The organism is Occultella kanbiaonis (assembly GCF_009708215.1).
Classification (GTDB): domain Bacteria; phylum Actinomycetota; class Actinomycetes; order Actinomycetales; family Beutenbergiaceae; genus Occultella; species Occultella kanbiaonis.
This window is the reverse complement of record NZ_CP046175.1, coordinates 5,308,640-5,329,869: the sequence shown is the minus strand read 5'-3', so window position 1 is coordinate 5,329,869 and position 21,230 is coordinate 5,308,640. Positions and strand designations below refer to the sequence as shown.

The window sequence follows — 21,230 nt, the reverse complement described above, 5'->3', positions numbered from 1 at the left end:
CGCCGCCTCCGGTGGGCACCGTGAATTTACCTGAAATTGACGCGTTCGCCACAGGGTCGTTGCACGTCATACTTGCCCGTGTGTACCGCCTGCCCACCCCGCTCTCCGACGCGATCGACGGCGTCGTCGCCGAGCACCCGTCGGCGAAGGTCGCCGCCGCGGCCCGATCGCTGAGCGAGCGCTACCTGGCCGACCACGCTGCGTCCGCGCCGATCATCGACTCGGGCCTGCGTGCCGCGGCGTACGTGCTGACCAGGATGCCGGCGACCTACGCGGCCGCACGGGCCGCCGTCGAGCAGGTCCGCCTGAGCGTGCCCGATCTCGAGCCGCGCCGCGTACTCGATCTGGGCTGCGGCACCGGCGGCGTCAGCGCCGCGGTCGCGGACGCGTTCGACGGCATCGACGAGCTGCGCCTGGTCGACTACTCCGCCGACGCCCTCGCCCTGGCACAGCGCCTGCTCGCCGGGACCGGACCGCGGCTGGTCACCACCCGGCGCCGCCTCGGCGGCACGACCATGCCCGACGGCGCAGCGGACGTCGAGCTCGCGGTCTGCGGCTTCGTCCTGGGTGAGCTGGACGAGGCCGCTCGCGCGGCCGTGGTCGCCGAGCTGGTCGCGGCCGCGCCGACGGTCCTCATCGTGGAGCCGGGCACGCCCGCCGGGTACCGGAGGATCCTGGCCGCGCGCGAGCAGCTGCTCGCGGCCGGCCTGACGCTCGCCGCGCCCTGCCCGCACCACGAGGAGTGCCCGCTCACCGGCGACGACTGGTGCCACGCCGTCGCCCGCCTCGAACGCACCGTCGCCCACCGGGCGGCCAAGGGCGGCAGCCGGGACTACGAGGACGAGAAGTTCGCCTACATCGCGGCCACCCGGCTGCCGGTGACCCGCCCGGCGGCCCGGGTGCTGCGGCACCCGCAGATCCGGTCCGGGCACGTGCTGCTGGAGCTGTGCCGGGCGGACGGGACCGCCGCCGGGGTGACCGTCTCGAAGAAGCAGGGTGCCGACTACCGGGCGGCCCGCCGGGTGCAGTGGGGCGAGGGCTGGGGCTGAGCGCGCCCGAACGCCTCGAAAACCACTGGCACGAGCGCCGGAAGTGGCGGATGATGGATGCCATCCGCCCCGTGGAGGTGAGGCACATGAGTGCCAGCCGAGTTCCCGATCCGGTCCCCGATGTGCTGCCGATGCTCGCGCGGGGCAAACACCGCAACCCGCGCCGCGGCGCCTGCTTCATGGAACTGGCGTCCTACCTGGCCGGCGAGCCCTGGACCGACTCACCGGCCTGCACCGACGAGTCGCTCGCGCACCTGGCCCGCCTCGTCAACGACTTCACCCCGGACGCCCGCCGGCCCGCGCTCGCGCCCCTCATCCCCTCCGTGATCGGGCTTCGCGACCTCGGGCCCGGGTTCGAGGACGAGGTCGCCCTGGTGGCCGCTATGCACGCGCTGCCGGTGGCGTCGATGGACCGGCAGCGGGGCCTCGCCGTCGGGATGCTGCGCACCCTCGGCCAGGTGGACGCCTACCGCACCCGCGCCACGGCCGAGATGACCCGGGCCGCCGCCAAGGTGCTGGACGAGCACGCCGACGCCAAGCGGTGGGGCCTCGCGTTCGCCGCCCGGATGGGCTCCGGCCCGGTGAACCAGTCCTCCGCCCAGGTGATCGTCGAGGTCGCCGTGCGCGGCATCGCCGAGGCCTGCGTCCCGGATCCGGCCGCCCGGCTGAGCACCCTGCTCGCCGAGGTGATCGAGCTGGCCCGTCAGCGCGCCGGCCTTGCGACGACCGAGCCGGCTCCGCTGAGCCCGCAGCAATGGCATGCGGTGGTGGGCGCAGCCGGGTGATGCCCGAGAACCAACCGCAACCCTCCTGCTGCCTGGATCCACGTCGGCACGACTGATCGCCAGCGGCCGTGCGCGCTCCTGATCGCCGATGAGGTCGCATGGCGGGACCGGTCGGGAGTCGATACGGTGTGTCGCGTCTGGGGCTGGTCTGTGCGAGCCGACTAGGAGGGGTCCATGTCGTCCATCAGCACCTCGACGGCCCGGCGGCGGGTGTCGGCCGAGCACCGGTGGCTCGGCCTGGACAAGCGGTCGTTCCCGTACGCGATCTTCGTCATTGTCGTGTTTCTCATCGCGACCGTGGCGATCCCTCGGATCAACAACGCGATCGAGTGGGACGACCCGGTGCAGGCCGGCGAGCAGCTCGCGTTGTCCGACACGATCGCGTTCACCCCCGTGACCGGCTGGAATGTCGAGAGCGGCTTCCGGGTGGGCGAGGGAGGCTCCGCAGTCGCAAGCGGTGAGGCGACGATCGCCGGCGACGGAGTGACCTTCGACATCGTGCCGGACACGTTCAGCGGCACCCCGGCCGAGTTGCTCGCCCAGATCGAAAAGGTCACCTCCCGCACCGGCGATCCGACGTTCCGGGTCGAAGGTGAGCCGATCACGATCACCACCTCGGCCGGTGACGTGGGAGTCGCGCAGACCTACAGCAGCGTCCGCGGTGATGGCCTGGTCGCCGCTTTCGTCCTTGACGGCACCGGCCTGAAGATCACCGCCTTCGGACCCCCGACCCAGATGCGGGCCGCGGCCGAGAACATCAACGCCATGATCGCCAGCATCCGCACGACAGGCGCTGAGACCGACGGGGGCGCCGGATGAGCAACCACCAGGTGGACACCCAGGCCGCTCCAGGCTCGAGCGACGCCCTGCGCCGTCAGTCCGATGCCCTTGAAGTATCCGGGTGGGGCGAGCGATTCGTCTTCATCCAGCCGCACAATCTCTGCTTCTGGGTGTACCTCGTGCTGACGGCAATCGGTGCCTTCCAGATCTGGTCGTTCTTCGGCCCGAGGATCGGCTTCTACGGCGAGGCGTTCGCGATCGCGGCCGTGCTCTGCGGGCTGTGCGGCGTTGCGTGGTGGCTGTGGTTCCGACACATCGACCGGTGGGAGCGTCAGCCCAGAGGTCTCGTCCTGGCAGGCCTGGTCTGGGGCGCGATCCCGGCGACGTTCGCGTTCGCCATGACCGTCAACACGGCGATGCTCGGCATCTACCCCAAGCTCTTCGGCCAGGACTGGACCGCCAACTGGGCCGCCGGCCTGACCGCTCCCTTCACCGAGGAGGCAGCCAAGCTGTGCGGCTTCATCCTCCTCATGGGTCTGGCACCACGGTTGGTCCGCACCGCCAATGACGGGCTGGTCCTCGGCGCCTTCATCGGCCTGGGGTTCGCTGCCTTCGAGGACTTCCTCTACGCGGCCAACTCCACCGCCGCAGCTTTCGGCACCGACCCGATCGGCAACGCGGTGCACATGTCCTTCACGCGGATCGCCTTCAGCTTCGTCTCGCACCCCTTGTTCAGTGCCCTGGTTTGCAGCGGCGTCATCTACCTCCTCGGCACCGTCGCCCAGCCTCGTCGGATCGGACGCGGCATCGCGTTCATCCTCGCCGGCATGTTCCTCCACTTCACCTGGGACGACGCCGGTGGGCTCGGCGGCGGCAACGGCCTCGCGACGACCGGGGTCATGCTCGCGTCCATCGTGCTCGGCTTCACCATCCTGACCATCGCGTTCCGACGAGCAGCCCCCCGCGAGCATCAGTTCGTGCGCGACATCCTCGCCCCCGAGATCCAGGCCGGCACGGTCTCCTCGGACGAACTCGAGGCGCTCCTCGACCGGAAGGCACGCAAGGCGTTCAAGAAGTCCGCTCCCAACCATCGAGCCCGCGTGGCACGCAATCACCTGCGCCGAGCGATCCTCGACCTCACCCACGACGTCGCCGCGGCCAAGGGTGCCGACACCGAGACCGTCCAACACTCCCGCGCCGAAGTCGCACGCCTCCGGGCCACCGCGGAGCCCGGCCAACTCGCCGGAACAGACCGAGCGGAAGGCGCCCCGGGCTGACGCTCACGGTCGTTCGGTCGGCTTCGATCGGGCTGACTACTGGCGCGTTCTAGGTCGCGGGCTCCGGGCCGTGACGCTTCGCTTCGGCAACTCGGGCCTCGACTGTCGATAGAACCCTGGCCGTCGAATGACTCCTCCGGAGCAGGGCGGTTGTCCGAGTGTGATGCGCCCTTGGTGCGGTCCGGTCAGCAATCACCCGTACCCTCGCATCCGTGGATCTCTGGGATGAACTCATGCAGCGGGTGCTGCCGTCGTCGAGCGCGGTCGCACTCGACGCCCGGTCGCTGTACATCGTGCTCGGCGTCGCGCTCGCTGTGGTGGTGATCCGGCCGGCGTGGAACGTGGCGCGGCTCGGGGTGACCCTCGTGCACGAGCTCGGGCACGCCTTGGTGGGGATCGCCGTGGGCAGGCAGTTCACGGGCTTCGTGCTCCGGGCGGACATGTCCGGGCACGCGGTGACCCGCGGCCCGAGTCGCGGCTTCGGTCGGGCGGCGAGTACCTGGGCCGGCTACCCGGCACCCGCGATCATCGGGACCCTGTTGGTCTGGGCGGCCGCGCGCGGCTGGGCTGCGCCGGTGCTGACGGCGGTGCTGCTCGTGCTGGTCCTGTCCCTCATCCGCGTCCGCTCGCTCCTGACCGCCGTGGTGATGATCGGCGTGATCGCCGGCACCGGCGCTCTGTGGTGGTGGCGCGCCGACGCGCTGCAGCAGCAGGTCCTCATCGGCGCCGGTCTGGTGCTCGTGGTCGGGGCGTGGCGGCACGTCGGCGCGGTGCTGCGCGATCACGGCGGATCGAGCGACCCGGCCGTCCTGGCGTCCCTGACCCGGGTGCCGAAGGCACTCTGGAACTTCAGCTTCCTGCTCGTCTGTGCCGCAGCCACCTGGGTGTGCGCGCTCGAGGTGCTCGCGCTCCGCGGCTAGCGCGGTCGCGCACTCAGGGATGCCCTCGGTAGCGTGGGACCAGGCTCGACCCGACGCCGCGTTTCGCTGCGGATCGTCGGCTGGGGGACGACTGGGCCCGCGGTCCATCTGGCGAGGCAGGGCAGGAGTGAACCCGATGGTCTCTGCACGCAGACCGGAAATTAGACCGCGAGTGGGTACTGCTGTGCTCAGGTTGCGGGTCGACCGATGAGTTCCCGCGTCCAGGACGGTCTAACGCGGCATGACCCAATATCTGCTGTCCGTTCCGCACGACTCCGACGAAGAGCCGACCATGGAGACCATGGACCCGGCCGAGCTCGAGGCGGCCATGGCCGCCACGGGTGCGATCATCGAAGAACTCACGTCGACCGGCGCCTTCGTCTTCGCCGGCGGGCTGATGCCGCCCTCGAGCGCGATCACGGTCGACTACACCGGCGAGTCGCTGAGCAAAGTCAATGGCCCCTTCGTCGAGGCCCCCGAGTACCTCGGAGGCTTCTGGGTCATCGACGTGGCCGATGAGCAGACCGCCCTTGACTGGGCCGCGCGCGCATCGAAGGCGCTCGGCGGCCGGATCGAGGTCAGGGCCTTCCAGGTGCCGCCGGGCCAATGAGTTCACTTGTCGAGGGAACTCGGGGGGCCCTTTAGGGGCCCGTCCGCGCGTCGGCGATGTCAGCCTTCGCCACGCACCTCAGACGGCGATGAGACGCGCACCCAGCGCGGCTACTTGTTCTGTCGACCCCGGACCGGTGCCTGGCGAGGATCTGGAGGAGTTCAGCGCCAGTCCACGCTGGATCAGACGTCTTCGACGCTCCCGGCGAAAATGACCCGCCGGGCCACGTCATACGTCGCCGAATCGGCCCTCACCGGAGCCATCTCGGCGGAGGTCTGGGCGGTGCTCAGGGCGTCGCCGTCGGCGAACCACAACTCCGCGACCAAGTATGGCGCGCCATCAGCGTGGGGAAGGCTGATGGTGAAGCGCTCGAGACCGGGGATTGCTTGCACGAGCGGCACGTGCCGCTCGCGGTAGGCAGTCTCGAAGTCGTTGCCGTCGGCGGGGTCGAAGTACTGGACGGTGATCTTGTGCATCGATCGAGCATCTCCTCGCTCGCCGGGCATCCGTTATCCGCGGCCTTCCCGTGAGTTTATGTGGTCTCAGACACGGGCACGGACACCTCTGGGCGTAGCCGGTGCCGGCACTGTACCGAGTACGGCGCCGAGGCCGAACACACCGAAGTGCTCTGACCAGTCTTCCTCGCGGTTGCCCGCACGCCGCTAAGGCGAGACACGCATCGGCCGGAGGATGATCGGTGACTCACGCGTACCGGACAGCGGCACGACCGCGCGCTGGAACGGGCGCTCGGGCAGAGCCTACTTGTTCCATTGGCCTCCGAACGTTCATCGGGCGTGTTGCGGTGGCGTCAAAGCGGTGCGCACCACCAGCAGGAGTTACCGCCCGACTCGACCTGCATCGCGACGGTCAAGCAAAGGGAGCGAAACGCGACAATCGGCCTACCAGCAGGCGGCGGCCGAGTCGGCGTCCGCACGCGCAGCGCGCCACGACCGCATGACCTCCCTTGCGCCCGAGGCGCTCCACGGTCGCCACGATCGGTGCCGGTCAATGAGAACGAGCGCAGGCGACCACGGCACCACAGCTTTCACCGCCACCTTGCGCGTGTGGCGGGCGCGTTGGGCAAGCCCGCTCGGTGCCCGCCGTGCATTCTTGGACCTGGCAACGCCTGGGTCGACGCTGGGCCGTGGTCCGAGCAGGTCACGAACCCGAGGCGAGCGCTCAGTGCGGGCTGGCTGGGCGTCGGCGTCAGCACGGTACGACCGCCCGACCCACCGTGTCGCACGGCGGATTGACGTGCCTTAAGAACTCCCGATTCGCGGCAGTAGCGAGCGTCGATGCTCTTGGTGGTGGGTCAGTGCGCGGGCTCGGGTGTGACGGGAGTCCACAGTCGGTCGATGGGCATGACGTGGAGGCGGTCGGCGTAGGTGTATGAGCGAGTTCCGGTCGTGAGGATGATTCCGCCGGCGAACCGTGGTCCAAGGGCATCGCGCAGTTGGGTCAGACCGCGGAAATCGGCGCCGGTTGCGCGTTCGCTGGCCTTGACCTCGAAGGCGAGGACTGTGCCGTCGTCGTACTCGATAGCCAGGTCGACCTCTGCACCGTCGCTGGTCTGCCAATGGCCCAGCGTGACCGGCTCATCGAGCCAGGAGGTCTGCTTGCGGATCTCTCCGACGATGAAGGTCTCCAGCAGGTGCCCGAAGTCGGACAGTGATGCCGGGTCGAGTCCCGCGAACTTGTCGGGCGTGAGCCGGAGCAGCCGGGCGGCCAGTCCGGAGTCGACGACGTGCACCTTGGGCTTGACGCTGACGCGTGAACGCAGGGTCTTGCCCCACGCCGGCAGTCGCACCACAAGGAAGAGGTCCTCGAGCAGCCGCAGATGATTCTCGGTGGTGGCTCGGCTGACGCCGAGCTTGTCCGCGGCGGCAGAGGTGTTCAGCAGTTGCCCTGTCTGCGCGGCGACCAGGCCCAGCAGGTCGGTCATGGCTTGTCGTTCGCGGATTCGGCTCAGCTCTAGAGCATCCCGTTCGACCGATGCCCGTACGAAGTCGTCGAACCAGCGCGTTTGAGCCGGGCCGGAACGTCGCAAAGCCATGGGTAACCCGCCTGCGCAGACGCGTTCTACGTAGTCCTGGCGGGTGGTTTTGGAAGAGGGACCTGGCTGACCACGCCGTCAGGGTCGGTTCTCAGTGTCTGGAGCAGGTTCTCCCGAACTCTGGCGATCTCACCCTGGGACAGCGGCCAGATGGTCAACGAGTGCAGGCGTCCGGTGAGGGCCTGCGCTGTGGCGGGCAAGGCGTCCTGTCGGGTCGAGCCGGTGATGACGGCAGTCCCGGGGAGGCTGCCCTCGCGGTTCAGCCGGGCTTTGAGCGCATCCAGGATGTCGGGCACCCGCTGGTACTCGTCGACGCACACCGGTGCCTGGCCAGCGACGACCGCGGCCAGGTTCCCAACGACCGCCTCACGCGCCTCGATGTCGTCCAGGTCGAGAACCGACCCCCCTCGGCGCCGGCAGCGAATCTTCGCAGCATCGTGGACTTGCCTACCGACCGCGGCCCGTGCAGAACTATCACCGGTTCCGCCGTGACCAGGTCCGCCAGGAGCTCACTGACTCTACGTGGCACGGGTGAATCGAGGACGCCTGACCTAGCAGACATGATGCCGTGAACTACGCAAACGTGAACACATTAACGTAGCAAATGTGAGGGCGGGCGCTGTGCAATCGTGAACACCCGACCGACGGATAGTCCGCGCCCACAGCGGCGTGGTCACGCAGTGGCACCACCTCGCGGACGAGATCGCACTAGTCACCGAACACACCTCTGCGCTGGTCAACAACGCCGGGATCGGGAGCCCGACAGCACCCGCCGCCCGCGTGGCGAGGCCATGAACGCCACGAAACCACGCCGACCAGACAACTGGTCCGATCGCGGCGGAAGGACGCGGCTCGCGCCCGGACCTATCGACCCGTTGATTGCTCTGGTGCTGCTGGAAACCGTCAGGCATCCTGCTTGAGCGAACCGTCTTCGAGGACGACTACGCCGTTGAGTTCGAACGTCTCGATGACGCGGAGAACTGCGTTCGTTCTCACGAAGCTCTGCCTGGTCTTGGCGGGAGTATGAAGGAGGTCCAAGATCTGCATCCGCATGATCAGCTTAGCGAGGTCGGTGATCACCCTGAGCTCGACTGCGTTGGGACGGTCGGGTCTGTCGGCGTGCTTCAGGTCATTAGTAGTCTTCGCTATGGCTCGCGCGATACCACGCTCGGATCCGATGGCGGACCAATCATGGCCCGTTGCCGCAACGCAGCGTTGTACTTGACGCTCCAATCTCTCTCTCGGACGCCGATTCGGGTCGCGGTAGTAGCCCGCAGCTTCGAGAGACATGGCAGTCATGATGAGCTGAGGTTCCAGGAAACGAGAGGCGCCATTGATGACAGCGACGGCCGGTTCGACAGCCCGCCTGAAGACGGTGTCGTCATATAGTCGATACCAGCGCTTGAGGCCGGGCGTTCCAAGATCTCGAAGCGAGAGCATCGGAAGGGCGAGATCAGACGACTTTGGAGATGGCTGCTCGGCGTCCTCCGCGGTGCGCTGAAGTTGCACCGCGACCTCACCGGGTTTGCGGGCCGCGCCATCAAGCGTCCATGTTGGAAAGCTCTCATCCTTGATGCTGTGCCCGCGCCAAGACAACCGCGCACCGAAGGCGAGGACAAGGAGTGCGCGGAGTGGCCACTGCGAAACCAGGTACTCCTCGGGAGTCTGCCGCCTGGCTCGAGTGCTGCTGAGGAATGCTTCAGTGCTCGCGTTAAAGCTCTGACCAACCTGTGCGCTCCAGACCGCGCTGGTTCGGATCTCGTGTGTGCAGCCATCGTGTCGCCAGCGGAAGTGTTCGTCTGGCCTGAGAATCGCAGTGATGGGCTCGGCTCGGCTGCGAGGCTCGCTTACCTCCACCGAGCCGATCCCAGCGAACTCTGCCAGGCCATCAATCTGGGAGGTGAAAGACCGAACTCTGTAGCAATCGTTCAGCCTCCTGGGGCGGCCATTGAAGGTGGCTGAAGGCGATAGTCGACCAACGCGATACGGGTGGCCGGTGTGACCCCGCCATCTCAGCCCGGTGAGAGTCACCACTCCACGGTCATCGGCGAAGATCAGCGACTCAGGTGGCCGCTGGCCGTCAAACCAGTCCACGGCGTGTGCAAACTGGCCGTCGCCACGGATGTAGGGCACCGAGAGGAGAGGGCCCATCTGCGGCTCATATGTAAGCGTTGCAGCCTGATGAGGGGTAGCTGCGCCATCAACAAGGTGACCGACCCGAGTCTGCGCAGGCCCCACAGCGATATGCATGATCCGAATCTACGCAGCCCCGTGACCTGTTTCAGGGCGTTTCCCAGATGAGGTGTAGCGCGTGTTGGTGCGACGGTCTCGGGGTAGGTGCCGAGGTCTCCCGAGGATGGAACTTCTCACACTCGCCCATCTTCACTCCAACCCTGGGGCTTACGCGCTCCTCATCGGCGCCGGCACCTCCTACTCCTCCGGCATCCCCGTCGCGTGGGGCGTTCTGGTCGACCTGTGCCGCCAAGTCGCGCGCGCCGAAGGCGTCGACCTCGGGCAGGAAGCGCCCGAGAAGTGGTGGGAGCGCACCCGTGGCGAAGAACCGACCTACGGCCGGCTCCTCGAAAGGCTCGCAAAGACCCCGGCTCTGCGTCAGGCCCTCTTGGAGAACTACTTCGAGGTTGCGGCCGAAGAGCGCGAGGCCGGTCTCAAGCAGCCCACCGCCGCGCACCACGGCATCGCCCGCCTCGTCGCTGACGGCGCCATCAAGGTCATCATCACCCTGAACTTCGACCGACTCATCGAACAGGCGCTCCGCGCCGCTGGCATCGAACCCACCGTCATCACCCACCCCTCCGAGGTCGACGGGATGCGGCCGCTCCACCAGCTCGACTGCGTCGTCATTCACCTTCACGGCGACTACAAGAACCCAGACTCGATGCTCAACACCGACGCTGAGCTGGAGAGGTACGCCTCGCAGACCCAGAAGCTCATCGAGCGCATCCTCGACGACTACGGCCTATTAGTCGCTGGCTGGTCCGCGACCTATGACATCGCCCTGCGTGCCGCCATCGAGGCGCGGCACAACTTCGTGCGATACCCCCTGGCGTGGATTGAACCGTTCGCGTTGAGCGAAGCGGGGAGTGCGCTGCTCCAACTCAAGCGTGGGACGTTGTTGCAGACTACGGCCGACGACGCGTTCGCCAGGCTGGCCGATGCGGTCACCGCGCTCCGCACCCGTGGAGCCGCTCATCCGCTGACGGTTCCGGTCGCTGTCGCGACGGCGAAGCGCGAGCTGTCTGGGCGGAGCGTGGCGGTGGGCGTGCACGATGCCCTAGCCAGCGCGTTCAGCGACCTTCACCAGCACCCGGACTTCTTGTACAGCGACTCGAAGCAGGAACAGGAAGCTGGCGGATACGGCGCGATTCTGGCGCGCATCGAGGAGTCGGTTCGTCTGCCGGCTGCACTAACCGCGACGCTCGCGTACTGGGGCGGCGCCGGCACCCAGTCGTGGTGGGCTCCGGAACTCGAACGGTTCTCGTACAGGTCCCGCGGCGACGGGCTCATCCGCCTGCTCAGTGTCCGTCGAGTTGCGGGGCTGTGGCTGTTCTACGCGGCAGGCGTATCCGCCGTGGCCACCGGCCGGTGGAAGGCGCTTGATGCGATGCTCCGCACCACGGTGACCCACCCGCACAGGTCGAACAATCGGATGTCGCTGGCCGAGTTCTACGAGCCCGAGCAGATCTACTACGAGCATGCGCCCGCGGGCCGCGAATTGTTCGCGAAACTCAGCCCGCTCTTGATCGAAACTCTCGCACTCTCGCCGACAGCGATAGAAGATGTCTGGCAGAGGTTTGAGGTGCTGCGCATCGCAGCCGGTATCTCAGCGCGGGACCGTTTCGCGAGCGCGCTCGTAGATCTGGAGACGGCCGCGAACCAAGTCGCCCTGCGCGAGCGAGCGTGGGAAGAAGCCAACCGAACCGGCGGCGACGTCGGCGGTGCTCAGACTCTTCGCTTCGAGGCGCACCAGCATTGGTCCAAGAAACTAGGCGTGCTGGTGAACATGGGCACTTTCGGCCGGGTCCATGTGCTCACGGCGGACCGAATGCATCCGGACGACCATCACGTGGCAGTTCAGGCGCAGAAGCTCTTTGCGGAGGTCGAAACCGCCCAGGACTCACACCCGTTCATCGAAGCAGGCATGTACGCCGAGGTGGGGGCGCTGTTGGCTGTCCTCGAAGCGGTTTCACGCGGTCTCGGCAGGGTGGGTGGGGAGCTGGCATGGTCTCGACTTCCGCGTGGCGGCGGGGCGGTGCCCATGACGATGTGGCTCGACACCGCTGAGACCATCGACGAACGCGGCACTCTGTTCGTTCCAGACTAGGGATGCAAGCGTCAATCTGGGCGGTTTGACGCGGCCCAAGAGAGTGGGCGCCTCGGCCGCACGACGCGGTTCGACTGCCGCCCGCGCAGGGAGCTCGAGGCCACCACTCCGGACTGCGTCCGCTGCTACGACGTCGAAGAGACGGGTCCGTGTCCGTGGCCGTCGCGTCGAGGGCTACCGGTCCTCGCCGTCGGACCGGCCGGTCCAACCGTGCCGGGCGAGCACCGCGGCCAGGTCCGGCGGGGTGTAGGCGGGGCCCTTGAGGATCTTCCCGTCCTCGCGCAGGATCGGCAGGCCGTCGGCACCGAGCTTGGACAGGTTCGAGCGGTGGATCTCGGCGAGCACGTGCTCCAGCGGGATGCCGCACTCGATCGCCATCCCGTAGACCACGTAGACCAGGTCACCGAGCGCGTCGGCGGTGGCGACGGTGTCCCGGCGGCCGTCGTCGAGGGCCTCGGCGCGCGCGAACGCCGCCTCCAGCTCGGCGGCGGCGGCGTCGCCGTAGACGGCCTGGACCAGTTCGGCGAGCTCCTCGGCGACCAGGGCCAGGCGCATCGGCACCCGCGGCCGCGCGACGTCCGGGGCGCCGCCGGAGAGCGGCATCGCGTAGACGCGGTGGAACTCGTCGACCAGTACCTCGGGGTCGCGTCCCGGGCGCAGCGAGCCGTTGGCTGGCACGTTCGAGGTGCCCGACGGCGCAGGTGACGTCGGGCGCCCGACCGCGCCACCGCCGTCGGGCAGGTTGGGCGAAGCGCCGTCAGGCAGGTCAAGCAGAGCCACCTGCGGGAGGGGCACCTCGCCCTCGCGGGCGTACCAGTGCCCGCCCGCGCGCAGGTGCGCGACGACCGCCCGCTCGAGCGTGGTGCGCTGCGGGAGGGTGTCCAGGTCCACCTCGCCGCGACGGTTGAACACGAAGAACATGACCTCCGTGTCCGCGGTGTCCCGGCCCGGCGTCAGCTCCCAGCGTTGCTGGAACGAGGCCATGTTCGACCCCGGCGCGAGCACCTCGCTCAGCTGCGGGTCGAGCAGCCAACTGGCGCAGTGGATGCTCGCGGCCGGGTAGTCGGGGAAGTGCCGGGCGAAGAACGTGACCGCCCGCGCGAACGAGGCGTCCACGGCCGACGGCGTGAGCGGCCCGATCCGCGGGATGTGGGCGGAGAGGGCGATGCCCTCGGCGCCGGGGCGGCGGCGTGGGGTGTACTGCAGCCGGCCGAGCCAGTAGTTGCCGCCGGTCCAGTGGCCGATCAGCCAGTCCTGGGTGTGCAGCCCGAACTCGCCGAAGGTGAGCCGGTGCACGTGCATCTGCTGGCCGAGGTCGCCGAGGGTGCGCCACGAGATCGCGTCCGAGATGCCGCGCTCGCGGTGGAACTCCCGCACGTCCCCGGCGGTCGCCACGAACGCGAGGAACGCGCCGATCCCGTCCCCGCCGCGGCTGGTGCCCGGCTCGCGGGGGAAGATCAGGCCGGAGATGTCCATCGTGATGTCGCCGAGGCGATCGCGGAGGGCGTTCGCGTAGCCGGCGACCCGGTCGAGGGACGTCGGCTCGGCGAGCGCCGCGGCGACGGTGGCCTCGGCCTCCGGCAGGTCCTCGGGTCGCAGGCCGAGCAGGACCAGGATCTCGGGCAGGTCGGGCGCTCCGAGCCGGGCGGCGATGTCCGCGGCGGTCAGGGGCGTGAGCGAGCGGGTGTACGCGGCAGGCATGGAGCAACCGTACGGGGTGCGGGTGTGGTGCGGCCTAACGGGGTGTGACGGTGCGGCGGGTGGCGCCCATGGCCGAACGGACTCCCCGGCCCGGTGCCTCAGTGGGCGCCGCCCTCCCAGGTGTCGCCGCACGGGCCGCCGCCGGTCGCCTCGTCGATCGTGACGTCCGCACCGGTGCCCGGGTCGACGAGCGGCAGGTAGAACCGCGAGACCTCCATGCTGGCCTGCGGCACGAAGTGCAGGATCAGCGACCGGCGGAACCGGTCCGCGGAGGTGTTCGGCAGCGACCCGTGCACCACGCTGCCGTGGAAGAACAACACATCGCCGGCCCGCATCTCGGTCTGCACGGCCTGCATGCCCTCGGGCGGACGGACGAGGCCGGTCGTGAAGGACTCTGCGGCGTCGGCCTCCTCCGGGCACACGACCTCCATCGCGTGCGATCCCGGCACCACGGCGAGCGCGCCGTTCTCGGCGTCGCAGTCGTCGACGGCGATCCACGCCGCCACGCACGTCTCGGGGTGGGCGCGCAGGAAGTAGTTGTCCTGGTGCATCGCCTGGCCGCGGGCCGTCGGCGGCTTGAAGTAGAACATCGACTGCGCGCCCCACACCGGACCGACGAGGTCGGTCGTGATGTCGACGATGCGCGGATCGCTCAGGTACTGCCGGGCGAGCAGACCGATCGCCAGATCGGGTCGGCGGTGCGGCTGCATGAACCGCGGATAGCGGGCGAGGATGTCCCCCTCGTCGACCTCTCCGGTCGCTCCGACGGCGGTGCGATCCCGCTCGACCTGCTCCATGTAGGCGTCGCGGATGGCGGCCACCTCCGCCGAGTCCAGCAGACCCCTGACGTGGACGACTCCGTCCCGGTCGTACTGCTCGCGGCGGGTGGCGGGGCTGGCGGCTAGCGTTGTCATGCCTCCAGCGTGACCTGCATCGGTGCCGGCCAGAATGGACGGTCTGGCTGCAAACATGGACAATCCGACTCATGGCTGCGCGTGCCCGCCGTGATGACCGCGGTCCCGTGATCGACGGGGTGCTGCCCGGCCGGTTGACCGTCGGGACCGGGTTCGACACCGTCCGGCCCCGAGGGGTGCCGGAGTGGCTGATCATGCTCACCGTCGGCGGGCGTGGCCGGCTGCGCCCGGCCACGTCTCGCGACTGGATCGAACTCCCGCCGCGGTCGATCGTCGCCTACCGGCCGCACGTGCCGCAGGAGTACGGCACCGCACCGAGCCCCGGCACCTGGGACGTGCTGTGGATGCACGTGCACCCGCGAGCCGACTGGCTGCCGCTGCTGGAGTGGGCGCCGTGCGCGCCAGGCATCGGTCGGCTCGACCTCTCCGCGGTCATCGCCGCGCGGGTCCAGGTCGCGTTGGCCCGGGCGGTCGCGCACCACCTGACCGGGCTCGGGCAGTCCCGGGCGCTCGCGATGAACGCGGTCGAGGAGGGGTTGCTGTGGAGCGCGTCGGAGAACCCACTCAGCGGGCGCACCGACGCCGCTGTGCTGGCGGTCCTGGAGCACCTCGGAACGCACCTCGGCGCACCGCACAGCCTGACCTCGCTCGCGGCGGTCGCCGGGGTCTCACCCTCACACCTCGGCAGGGTGGTGAGGCAGGCCACCGGCCTGTCGGTGATGGCCGTCGTCGAGCGAATGAGGATGGACGCCGCCCGCGAGCTGCTCGATCACACCGGCCTGACGGCATCCCAGGTCGCCGCGCGCGTGGGTTACCCGGACCCGTTGTACTTCTCGAGGCGGTTCCGCCGGGACAGCGGGCTGCCGCCACGCGCCTGGCGACGGCGCACCGAGCGCTAGTCGCCGGCCGGCGGCTCCTCGACCCCGGCCGTGCGCAGCGCCGCCCGGCGGAGCATCTCGTGGGCCTCCTCCGGGGGCAGCGTCGCCTGGCCGGCGTCCTCCGCGGCGTCGAGCGTGGGTGCCGCGCCGGGCAGTTCGGTCTGGAACGCGGCGGCCGCGGCGTCGATCTCGGCCTGGCTGTGCTGGTTGGCCAGGGCCATGATCTCGCCCCACAACTGCTTCGCCTCGGCCTCCTGCTCGGGGCCTGCCTGCTCGGACAGTTCGAGTGCCTCGAGGCGGGCGCCGATCTCGTCCATGCGCTGACGGAACTTCGCGTAGTCCATTCGACCGAGCCTAGGAGCCGGGCGGCTCAGGAGCGAACCGCAGCCATGGGGAGTTCGACCGGGGGGTCGCCGGCGTCGGTGACGTCGATGTCCCGCAGCCCGCACGCCACCCGGCGCAGCAGGCCGCGCAGCACCTCTCGCTCGTCCGCCGCGAGCACCCCCATCGTGGCGTCCTCGGCGGCCCGCACCCGGCGCTCGAGCTCGGCCAGCGTGGCCCGGCCGGTGGCGGTGGCCACGACCCGGCGGGCGCGACGGTCGGTGGGGCTCTGCTCCCGCCGGACCAGGTCCGCCCCGACCAGGTCGTCGATGAGGTAGGTCATCACGGTCCGGTCGATGCCGAGGTGCGCGGCCAGGGCGACCTGGGTCGGCTGGTCCCCGTGGACCACGACGTCGAGCACCTGGTAGCCGCGGGAGCCGTGCGGAACGTCCGCGACGACCTCCGCGACGGCCGCCTCGTAGGCCCGCAGCAGGGTCCCGACGTGCCAGCCGAAGTCCCCCTCGCGGCGGGCACGGCACCGCTCGTGCGTCGGTTCGGGGTTCGTCGCCATGAAGGAATGATACGCCCAGATGTGCGGTTGATCCAATCATCGGATCGACATATGATCTGTCGGACAACACATATCGCCAAGGTCCCCGCGGGCTCACGGCGACCCGGACCACACGAGGTGCGCACATGCCGGACTACGGCCACGACCTGACCTTCGGAACCTTCATCACGCCCACGAACGCAGCACCGGCGAAGGTGGTGGAACTCGCGAAGGCCACCGAGGCGGCCGGGCTCGACCTGGCCACGTTCCAGGACCACCCCTACCAGGCGGGCTTCCTCGACACCTGGACGCTGCTCAGCTACGTGGCCGCGCAGACCGACCGGATCTCGCTGTCCGCCAACGTGATCAACCTGCCGTTGCGCCCGCCCGCCGTGCTGGCCCGCGCCGCCGCGAGCCTCGACCTGCTCTCCGGTGGCCGGTTCGAGCTTGGCCTGGGCGCCGGCGCGTTCTGGGACGCCATCGAGGCCATGGGTGGCCCCCGCCGCACGCCGGGGGAGTCCATCACCGCCCTGAGTGAGGGCATCGACATCATCCGCGGGCTCTGGGACACCAGCACCCGGGAGCGCCTCGTCGTGGACGGGACGTTCTACCAGGTGGACGGCCCCAAGCGTGGCCCGGCCCCGGCGCACGACATCCAGATCTGGCTCGGCGCCTACAAGCCGCGGATGCTCCGCCTGATCGGCCGCAAGGCCGACGGCTGGCTGCCCTCCCTCGGCTACGTCAAGGACCTGAACGACCTGACCACCTCCAACGCGACGATCGACGAGGCCGCGATCGCCGCCGGGCGCACCCCGGGTGACGTGCGCCGGCTGCTGAACGTCGGCGGCACGTTCTCCGCCCAGCGCAGCGACCGGCTGCTGGCCGGCCCGCCCGAGCAGTGGGCCGAGCAGCTCGCCGCGCTCACGCTCGAGTACGGCTTCTCCACCTACATCCTCTCCGGTGACGACGCGCAGGCGATGATGATCCTCGGCCAGGAGGTCGCGCCCGCCGTCCGCGAACTCGTCCGCGCCGAACGTGGCACCGAGCAGACCGACGCGACCCCCGCCGTCGGGCTCTGACCATGGACTACGGACACACCCTGGAGTTCGGGGCCTTCGTCAACCCCGGCAGCGCCGACCCGGCCGGTGTCGTCGAGCTCGCCCGGCGCGCCGAGGGGCTCGGCCTCGACCTCGTCACCGTGCAGGACCACCCCTACCAGCCCGCGTTGCTGGAGACCTGGACCCTGCTGTCCTGGATCGCCGGCAGCACGGACCGGATCCGGATCGCCCCGAACGTGCTGAACATGGCGATCCGCCCGCCCGCCGTGCTCGCCCGCGCCGCAGCGAGCCTGGACCTCCTCTCCGGTGGGCGCCTCGAGCTCGGCCTCGGCGCCGGGCACATCTGGGACGCGATCGCCGCGATGGGGACCCCGCGGCGCAGTCCCGGGGAGTCGGTGGACGCGCTCGCGGAGGCGATCGAGGTGCTCCGCACCGTCTGGGCCGGTGACGCCTCGACGCCGATCGAACTGCCCGGCGCCTTCCACGCGCTCGACGGCGCCCAGGGTGGCCCCGCGCCCGCGCACACCGTCTCGCTGTGGATCGGCGCCCTCAAGCCACGCATGCAGCGCCTCATCGGCGCGAAGGCGGACGGCTGGTGGCCCTCGCTCGGGCGGCTCGGCCCGGGTGACCTGGCCGCCGGGAACGCCGTCGTGGACGCCGCCGCCACCGAGGCCGGGCGCGACCCCCGCGAGATCCGTCGCCTGCTCAACATCACCGGCTCGTTCGGCCCGACGGCGGAGGGCGGGTTGAGTGGACCGACCGCGGCCTGGGTGGAGCGGCTGCTCCCGTACGCGCTGGACGACGGCGTGGGCACCTTCGTGTTCGCGGCCTCCGGCGAGCCGGACCTCGAGAGGTTCGCGACCGAGGTGGCACCCGCCCTGCGCGAGGCCGTCGCCGCCGAGAGGTCAGCGCGCGAGACCGTGGTCGGCGCCGTGGTTCCGCTGGCGATCCGCGGCAAGCGGCGCGCGGGCATCGACTACGACGACGTCCCCGCCGCGCTGGCCGCGACCGCCGTCGAGCCCGGCCATGCTGGCTTCGCGGGCGTGCGCAACACCTACCTGCGCGGCGGCTCGCCTGGCCTGGTGCTCCGGCCAGGCAGTGCCGACGAGGTGGTGCAGGCGCTCGCGTTCGCGCGGTCCCAGCCGGTGCCGCTCGCCGTCCGCAGCGCCGGGCACGGCATCAGCGGCCGCTCCACGAACGACGGCGGCATCGTCATCGACCTGTCCCGTCTGAACCGGATCGAGGTCCTCGACACCGAGACCCGACGGGTCCGCATCGAACCGGGCGCCCGCTGGGGCGAGGTGGCGCAGGCGTTGCACCCGCATGGATGGGCGATCAGCTCCGGGGACTTCGGGGGCGTGGGCGTCGGCGGGCTGGCCACGGCCGGTGGGATCGGCTGGCTCGGCCGCGAGCACGGGCTCACCATCGACCACGTGCGCGCCGTCGAGATCGTCCTCGCGGACGGCTCTCTCGTGCGGGCCGACGCCGAGCACCACCCGGACCTGTTCTGGGCGGTGCGCGGCGCGGGCGCGAACTTCGGCATCGTCACCGCGTTCGAGTTCGAGGTGGACGAGGTGGGGGACGTCGGCTTCGCCCAGCTGGCCTTCGACGCGGGGAACGTCGCCGAGTTCCTCGAGAACTGGGGCGCCCTGCAGGAGGCGGCGCCGCGGGATCTGACCAGCTTCCTGATCATCGGCCGTCCGCGGGGCGGGCAGGTGGTGGCCACTGTGATGGCGGCGGTCGACTCCGACGACCCGGACACTGTGATCAGCAGGCTCCAGCCGTTCGCGACGCTCGGCCCGCTCCTGCAGCAGGCCGTGCAGATCCTGCCCTACCCGGCCATCGTGGCCACGCCCGACGGCGGCCAGCACGGCCAGGGCGAGCCCGCCACCCGGTCCGCACTCGTGGACCACATCACCCCCGAGCTCGCCGCCGCGGCCAGCAAGCTCATCCACAGCGGCGTGAGCTACTTCTTCCAGATCCGGTCCGTCGGCGGCGCCGTCTCGGATGTGCCCCCGGACGCGACGGCGTACGCGCACCGGTCCGCGAACTTCTCCGTGATCGCGTTCGGCGCCGGGCGGACCCGCTTGGACGCGGTCTGGGACACCCAGATCCAGCCGCACGCGAACGGGCTCTACCTGAGCTTCGAGACCGACCCCCGGCCCGAGCGGATCACCGACGCGTTCCCACCGGCCACGCTGGCCCGGCTGCGCGAACTCAAGGGCAGGCTCGACCCGGAGAACGTGTTCCGGGACAACTTCAGCGTGGCGCCGGCGGAGCGAGGGCTGCGGGTCGGCTAGTGCGGAGTGACCAGCCAGACGTTGGAGTGCGCTTCGCACCCCTCGGGAATCACGGCGTCATCGGGTGGATCGCCTTCGCCGCCGGCGACCTGGACAATGTCACCGGCCCGGACGGACAGATGGGACGCAGCGATGGTGGAGAGGTCGAGTTCATCGCCACGCCACCGAACGCCGTCGTCGGGGAAGACCGGGACCCAGATGTCGCCTGCGGCCGTCTCGATCGTCGTACAGCCGCCCTGACGCGCCAGCGTCCCTTCAAGTGCCCCGTCGGCTCCTTCCGTGCCCTCGTAGGGCACGTGCGCGATGTCGGCGTCGGTCGCCTCGTCCCGATCGGTCGACGCGCAGCCGACCAGGCCGGCAGCAGCGAGCAAGCACAGGCAGGCTGTTCCCGAAAGCACGAGATCTCGCATCGGTCAGCGCCTCCCTGGACCAGCGTCAGGCCAATGTTCGCAGCCCACGAGACCGCAGTGAAGAGCACGCGCTTTGGTTCAGCCTTTCCTTAATTCAGGTATGGCTGTACTGTCGGTCGCATGTCCACCGGCACCGCAACGCTGACCCACACCGCCGCGCTCGCGCGCCTCGGCCACGCACTCTCCGACCCGACCCGCGCGGGCGTCCTGCTCGCCCTCCGGGAGGCGCCCGCCTACCCGTCGGACCTGGCGGACGCGCTGGAGGTGTCCCGACAGGTGATGTCCAACCACCTCGCCTGCCTGCGCGGCTGTGGGCTGGTCGAGGCGGTCCCGGAGGGGCGGCGCACCTGGTACCGCCTCGCGGACGCGCACCTCGCCCCGGCGCTCGACGAGTTGCTCCGCGTGGTCCTGTTCGTCGAGCCGGACTGCTGCGACGGGGAAGGCTGCACCTGCTGATGAGTCTGCCGACCCTGACCGCCGAGCGGCGCGAGGTGCTGCACCGGCGCATCCGACTGATCGTGGCCATCACGATCGGCTACAACCTCATCGAGGCCGTTATCGCGATCACGGCCGGTGCTGCGGCGTCGTCGACGGCACTGATCGGCTTCGGACTGGACTCCACGATCGAGGTGCTTTCCGCCGTCGTCGTCGCCTGGCAGTTCACCCGGCGGGACCCGGAGCGCTGGGAGAAGGCTGCGCTGCGGGTCATCGCGATCGCGTTCTTCGCGCTCGCGGCGTATGTCAGCGTCGCCTCGGTGCTGGCACTGGCCGGCGGTGGCGAGGTCCGGCACTCCACGGTCGGCATCGTGCTCGCCGCCGTGAGCGTCGTGGTGATGCCCTTCCTCTCCTACGCCGAGCGCCGGGCCGGCCGCGAGGTCGGCTCGGCGACCGCCGTCGCGGACTCCAAGCAGACCCTGATCTGCACCTACCTCTCGGCCGCGGTGCTGCTCGGCCTCGTGGCGAACAGCCTGTTCGGCTGGTGGTGGGCCGACGCCATCGCCGGACTCGTCATCGCTGCGTTCGCGCTCCGGGAGGGCGCCGAGGCGTGGAAGGGCGACGCGTGCGCCACGAGCGTCGGATTGATCCTCGATGCCGACCACGACGACCACGACCACGAGCACGACCACGACGACCACGAGCACGACCACGACGACCACGACCACGACGACCACGAGCACGACGACCACGTCGACGGCGAGAGGATGTCCTGAGGATTCCGCTGTGGCGGGGTCGTGGAGGTGGCCGGGCTTGGGGCGCGCCTACCGCGAGACCCCGCTGCACC

At 69.9% G+C, this 21,230-nt stretch carries 21 protein-coding genes; 12 read left to right on the top strand and 9 right to left on the bottom strand.

Translation table 11 applies throughout. From position 1 onward, the window contains the following. Positions 1-80 precede the first annotated feature (80 nt). From GKS42_RS24445 to GKS42_RS24420, 6 genes are all read left to right on the top strand, one after another. Positions 81-1,049: a small ribosomal subunit Rsm22 family protein gene (locus GKS42_RS24445; RefSeq protein ID WP_168217976.1), complete on the top strand. Its 969-nt coding sequence runs from the start codon at positions 81-83 to the stop codon at positions 1,047-1,049. Between the two features lie 86 nt (positions 1,050-1,135). After that, entirely contained in the window at positions 1,136-1,834 is a 699-nt protein-coding gene (locus GKS42_RS24440; RefSeq protein ID WP_154796197.1) for a hypothetical protein, read from the top strand. A 174-nt stretch (positions 1,835-2,008) separates the two neighbouring features. Beyond that, a complete protein-coding gene (locus tag GKS42_RS24435) occupies positions 2,009-2,653 on the top strand; it encodes a hypothetical protein (RefSeq protein WP_154796196.1) in 645 nt (214 codons plus the stop codon). Then, a complete protein-coding gene (locus GKS42_RS24430) occupies positions 2,650-3,891 on the top strand; it encodes a PrsW family intramembrane metalloprotease (RefSeq protein ID WP_154796195.1) in 1,242 nt (413 codons plus the stop codon). The genes GKS42_RS24435 and GKS42_RS24430 overlap by 4 nt, the downstream gene beginning before the upstream one ends. A 212-nt stretch (positions 3,892-4,103) precedes the next feature. Continuing rightward, entirely contained in the window at positions 4,104-4,811 is a 708-nt protein-coding gene (locus GKS42_RS24425) for a M50 family metallopeptidase (RefSeq protein WP_232847832.1), read from the top strand. A 301-nt stretch (positions 4,812-5,112) separates the two neighbouring features. Next, entirely contained in the window at positions 5,113-5,421 is a 309-nt protein-coding gene (locus GKS42_RS24420; protein WP_232847831.1) for a YciI family protein, read from the top strand. A gap of 182 nt (positions 5,422-5,603) precedes the next feature. Here the strand turns inward: GKS42_RS24420 and GKS42_RS24415 are convergent, their stop codons facing one another. The 4 genes from GKS42_RS24415 to GKS42_RS24405 all read right to left on the bottom strand — a co-directional run bounded on the left by GKS42_RS24415 (position 5,604) and on the right by GKS42_RS24405 (position 9,625). Further along, on the bottom strand, positions 5,604-5,897 hold the full coding sequence (locus GKS42_RS24415; RefSeq protein WP_168217975.1) for an EthD family reductase: 294 nt from the start codon (positions 5,895-5,897) through the stop codon (positions 5,604-5,606). Positions 5,898-6,733: 836 nt separating this feature from the next. Further along, complete coding sequence (locus GKS42_RS26685; protein ID WP_232847830.1) at positions 6,734-7,474, bottom strand: ATP-binding protein; 741 nt, start codon at positions 7,472-7,474, stop codon at positions 6,734-6,736. Positions 7,475-7,500: 26 nt separating this feature from the next. Continuing rightward, a complete protein-coding gene (locus tag GKS42_RS26680; protein WP_487247354.1) occupies positions 7,501-7,824 on the bottom strand; it encodes an AAA family ATPase in 324 nt (107 codons plus the stop codon). 553 nt (positions 7,825-8,377) lie between these two features. Next, entirely contained in the window at positions 8,378-9,625 is a 1,248-nt protein-coding gene (locus GKS42_RS24405) for a hypothetical protein (protein ID WP_154796192.1), read from the bottom strand. 205 nt (positions 9,626-9,830) lie between these two features. On the opposite strand from GKS42_RS24405, the gene GKS42_RS24400 reads away from it, so the two are divergent. Then, positions 9,831-11,816, top strand: coding sequence for an SIR2 family protein (locus GKS42_RS24400; RefSeq protein ID WP_154796191.1), 1,986 nt, complete (start codon positions 9,831-9,833; stop codon positions 11,814-11,816). Positions 11,817-11,990: 174 nt separating this feature from the next. Here GKS42_RS24400 and GKS42_RS24395 read toward each other — a convergent pair whose 3' ends face one another. Both GKS42_RS24395 and GKS42_RS24390 read right to left on the bottom strand, forming a co-directional pair. Continuing rightward, positions 11,991-13,517 carry an acyltransferase domain-containing protein gene (locus GKS42_RS24395; RefSeq protein ID WP_168217974.1) on the bottom strand — a complete coding sequence of 509 codons (1,527 nt, stop codon included), beginning with the start codon at positions 13,515-13,517 and terminating at the stop codon, positions 11,991-11,993. A gap of 98 nt (positions 13,518-13,615) precedes the next feature. Continuing rightward, entirely contained in the window at positions 13,616-14,431 is an 816-nt protein-coding gene (locus GKS42_RS24390) for a phytanoyl-CoA dioxygenase family protein (RefSeq protein ID WP_154796190.1), read from the bottom strand. Positions 14,432-14,502: 71 nt separating this feature from the next. On the opposite strand from GKS42_RS24390, the gene GKS42_RS24385 reads away from it, so the two are divergent. Continuing rightward, the gene (locus GKS42_RS24385; protein ID WP_154796189.1) at positions 14,503-15,330 is read left to right on the top strand and encodes a helix-turn-helix domain-containing protein; all 828 of its coding nucleotides are present in this window, start codon (positions 14,503-14,505) and stop codon (positions 15,328-15,330) included. Here GKS42_RS24385 and GKS42_RS24380 read toward each other — a convergent pair. After that, positions 15,327-15,653, bottom strand: coding sequence for a hypothetical protein (locus GKS42_RS24380; protein WP_154796188.1), 327 nt, complete (start codon positions 15,651-15,653; stop codon positions 15,327-15,329). The genes GKS42_RS24385 and GKS42_RS24380 overlap by 4 nt on opposite strands. Positions 15,654-15,679: 26 nt before the next feature. After that, positions 15,680-16,201, bottom strand: a complete 522-nt coding sequence (locus GKS42_RS24375) for a MarR family winged helix-turn-helix transcriptional regulator (protein ID WP_154796187.1) — start codon at positions 16,199-16,201, stop codon at positions 15,680-15,682. A gap of 125 nt (positions 16,202-16,326) precedes the next feature. Between GKS42_RS24375 and GKS42_RS24370 the strand changes: the two genes are divergently transcribed. Both GKS42_RS24370 and GKS42_RS24365 read left to right on the top strand, forming a co-directional pair. After that, positions 16,327-17,259, top strand: coding sequence for an LLM class flavin-dependent oxidoreductase (locus GKS42_RS24370; protein WP_154796186.1), 933 nt, complete (start codon positions 16,327-16,329; stop codon positions 17,257-17,259). Positions 17,260-17,261: 2 nt separating this feature from the next. Then, positions 17,262-19,538: an LLM class flavin-dependent oxidoreductase gene (locus GKS42_RS24365; protein WP_154796185.1), complete on the top strand. Its 2,277-nt coding sequence runs from the start codon at positions 17,262-17,264 to the stop codon at positions 19,536-19,538. Here GKS42_RS24365 and GKS42_RS24360 read toward each other — a convergent pair. Then, complete coding sequence (locus GKS42_RS24360) at positions 19,535-19,948, bottom strand: hypothetical protein (protein ID WP_154796184.1); 414 nt, start codon at positions 19,946-19,948, stop codon at positions 19,535-19,537. The genes GKS42_RS24365 and GKS42_RS24360 overlap by 4 nt on opposite strands. A gap of 120 nt (positions 19,949-20,068) precedes the next feature. Between GKS42_RS24360 and GKS42_RS24355 the strand changes: the two genes are divergently transcribed. Both GKS42_RS24355 and GKS42_RS24350 read left to right on the top strand, forming a co-directional pair. Beyond that, on the top strand, positions 20,069-20,404 hold the full coding sequence (locus GKS42_RS24355; RefSeq protein ID WP_154796183.1) for an ArsR/SmtB family transcription factor: 336 nt from the start codon (positions 20,069-20,071) through the stop codon (positions 20,402-20,404). Continuing rightward, entirely contained in the window at positions 20,404-21,159 is a 756-nt protein-coding gene (locus tag GKS42_RS24350; protein WP_154796182.1) for a cation efflux transmembrane domain-containing protein, read from the top strand. The genes GKS42_RS24355 and GKS42_RS24350 overlap by 1 nt, the downstream gene beginning before the upstream one ends. The last annotated feature ends 71 nt before the right edge of the window (positions 21,160-21,230 follow it).

Coding starts and splice junctions, on each gene's coding strand:
- GKS42_RS24440 (WP_154796197.1), top strand. CDS start 1,136: ATGAGTGCCAGCCGAGTTCCCGATCCGGTCCCCGATGTGCTGCCGATG.
- GKS42_RS24435 (WP_154796196.1), top strand. CDS start 2,009: ATGTCGTCCATCAGCACCTCGACGGCCCGGCGGCGGGTGTCGGCCGAG.
- GKS42_RS24430 (WP_154796195.1), top strand. CDS start 2,650: ATGAGCAACCACCAGGTGGACACCCAGGCCGCTCCAGGCTCGAGCGAC.
- GKS42_RS24420 (WP_232847831.1), top strand. CDS start 5,113: ATGGACCCGGCCGAGCTCGAGGCGGCCATGGCCGCCACGGGTGCGATC.
- GKS42_RS24415 (WP_168217975.1), bottom strand. CDS start 5,897: ATGCACAAGATCACCGTCCAGTACTTCGACCCCGCCGACGGCAACGAC.
- GKS42_RS26685 (WP_232847830.1), bottom strand. CDS start 7,474: ATGGCTTTGCGACGTTCCGGCCCGGCTCAAACGCGCTGGTTCGACGAC.
- GKS42_RS24405 (WP_154796192.1), bottom strand. CDS start 9,625: ATGGGCCCTCTCCTCTCGGTGCCCTACATCCGTGGCGACGGCCAGTTT.
- GKS42_RS24400 (WP_154796191.1), top strand. CDS start 9,831: ATGGAACTTCTCACACTCGCCCATCTTCACTCCAACCCTGGGGCTTAC.
- GKS42_RS24395 (WP_168217974.1), bottom strand. CDS start 13,517: ATGCCTGCCGCGTACACCCGCTCGCTCACGCCCCTGACCGCCGCGGAC.
- GKS42_RS24390 (WP_154796190.1), bottom strand. CDS start 14,431: ATGACAACGCTAGCCGCCAGCCCCGCCACCCGCCGCGAGCAGTACGAC.
- GKS42_RS24385 (WP_154796189.1), top strand. CDS start 14,503: ATGGCTGCGCGTGCCCGCCGTGATGACCGCGGTCCCGTGATCGACGGG.
- GKS42_RS24380 (WP_154796188.1), bottom strand. CDS start 15,653: ATGGACTACGCGAAGTTCCGTCAGCGCATGGACGAGATCGGCGCCCGC.
- GKS42_RS24375 (WP_154796187.1), bottom strand. CDS start 16,201: ATGGCGACGAACCCCGAACCGACGCACGAGCGGTGCCGTGCCCGCCGC.
- GKS42_RS24370 (WP_154796186.1), top strand. CDS start 16,327: ATGCCGGACTACGGCCACGACCTGACCTTCGGAACCTTCATCACGCCC.
- GKS42_RS24365 (WP_154796185.1), top strand. CDS start 17,262: ATGGACTACGGACACACCCTGGAGTTCGGGGCCTTCGTCAACCCCGGC.
- GKS42_RS24360 (WP_154796184.1), bottom strand. CDS start 19,948: ATGCGAGATCTCGTGCTTTCGGGAACAGCCTGCCTGTGCTTGCTCGCT.
- GKS42_RS24355 (WP_154796183.1), top strand. CDS start 20,069: ATGTCCACCGGCACCGCAACGCTGACCCACACCGCCGCGCTCGCGCGC.
- GKS42_RS24350 (WP_154796182.1), top strand. CDS start 20,404: ATGAGTCTGCCGACCCTGACCGCCGAGCGGCGCGAGGTGCTGCACCGG.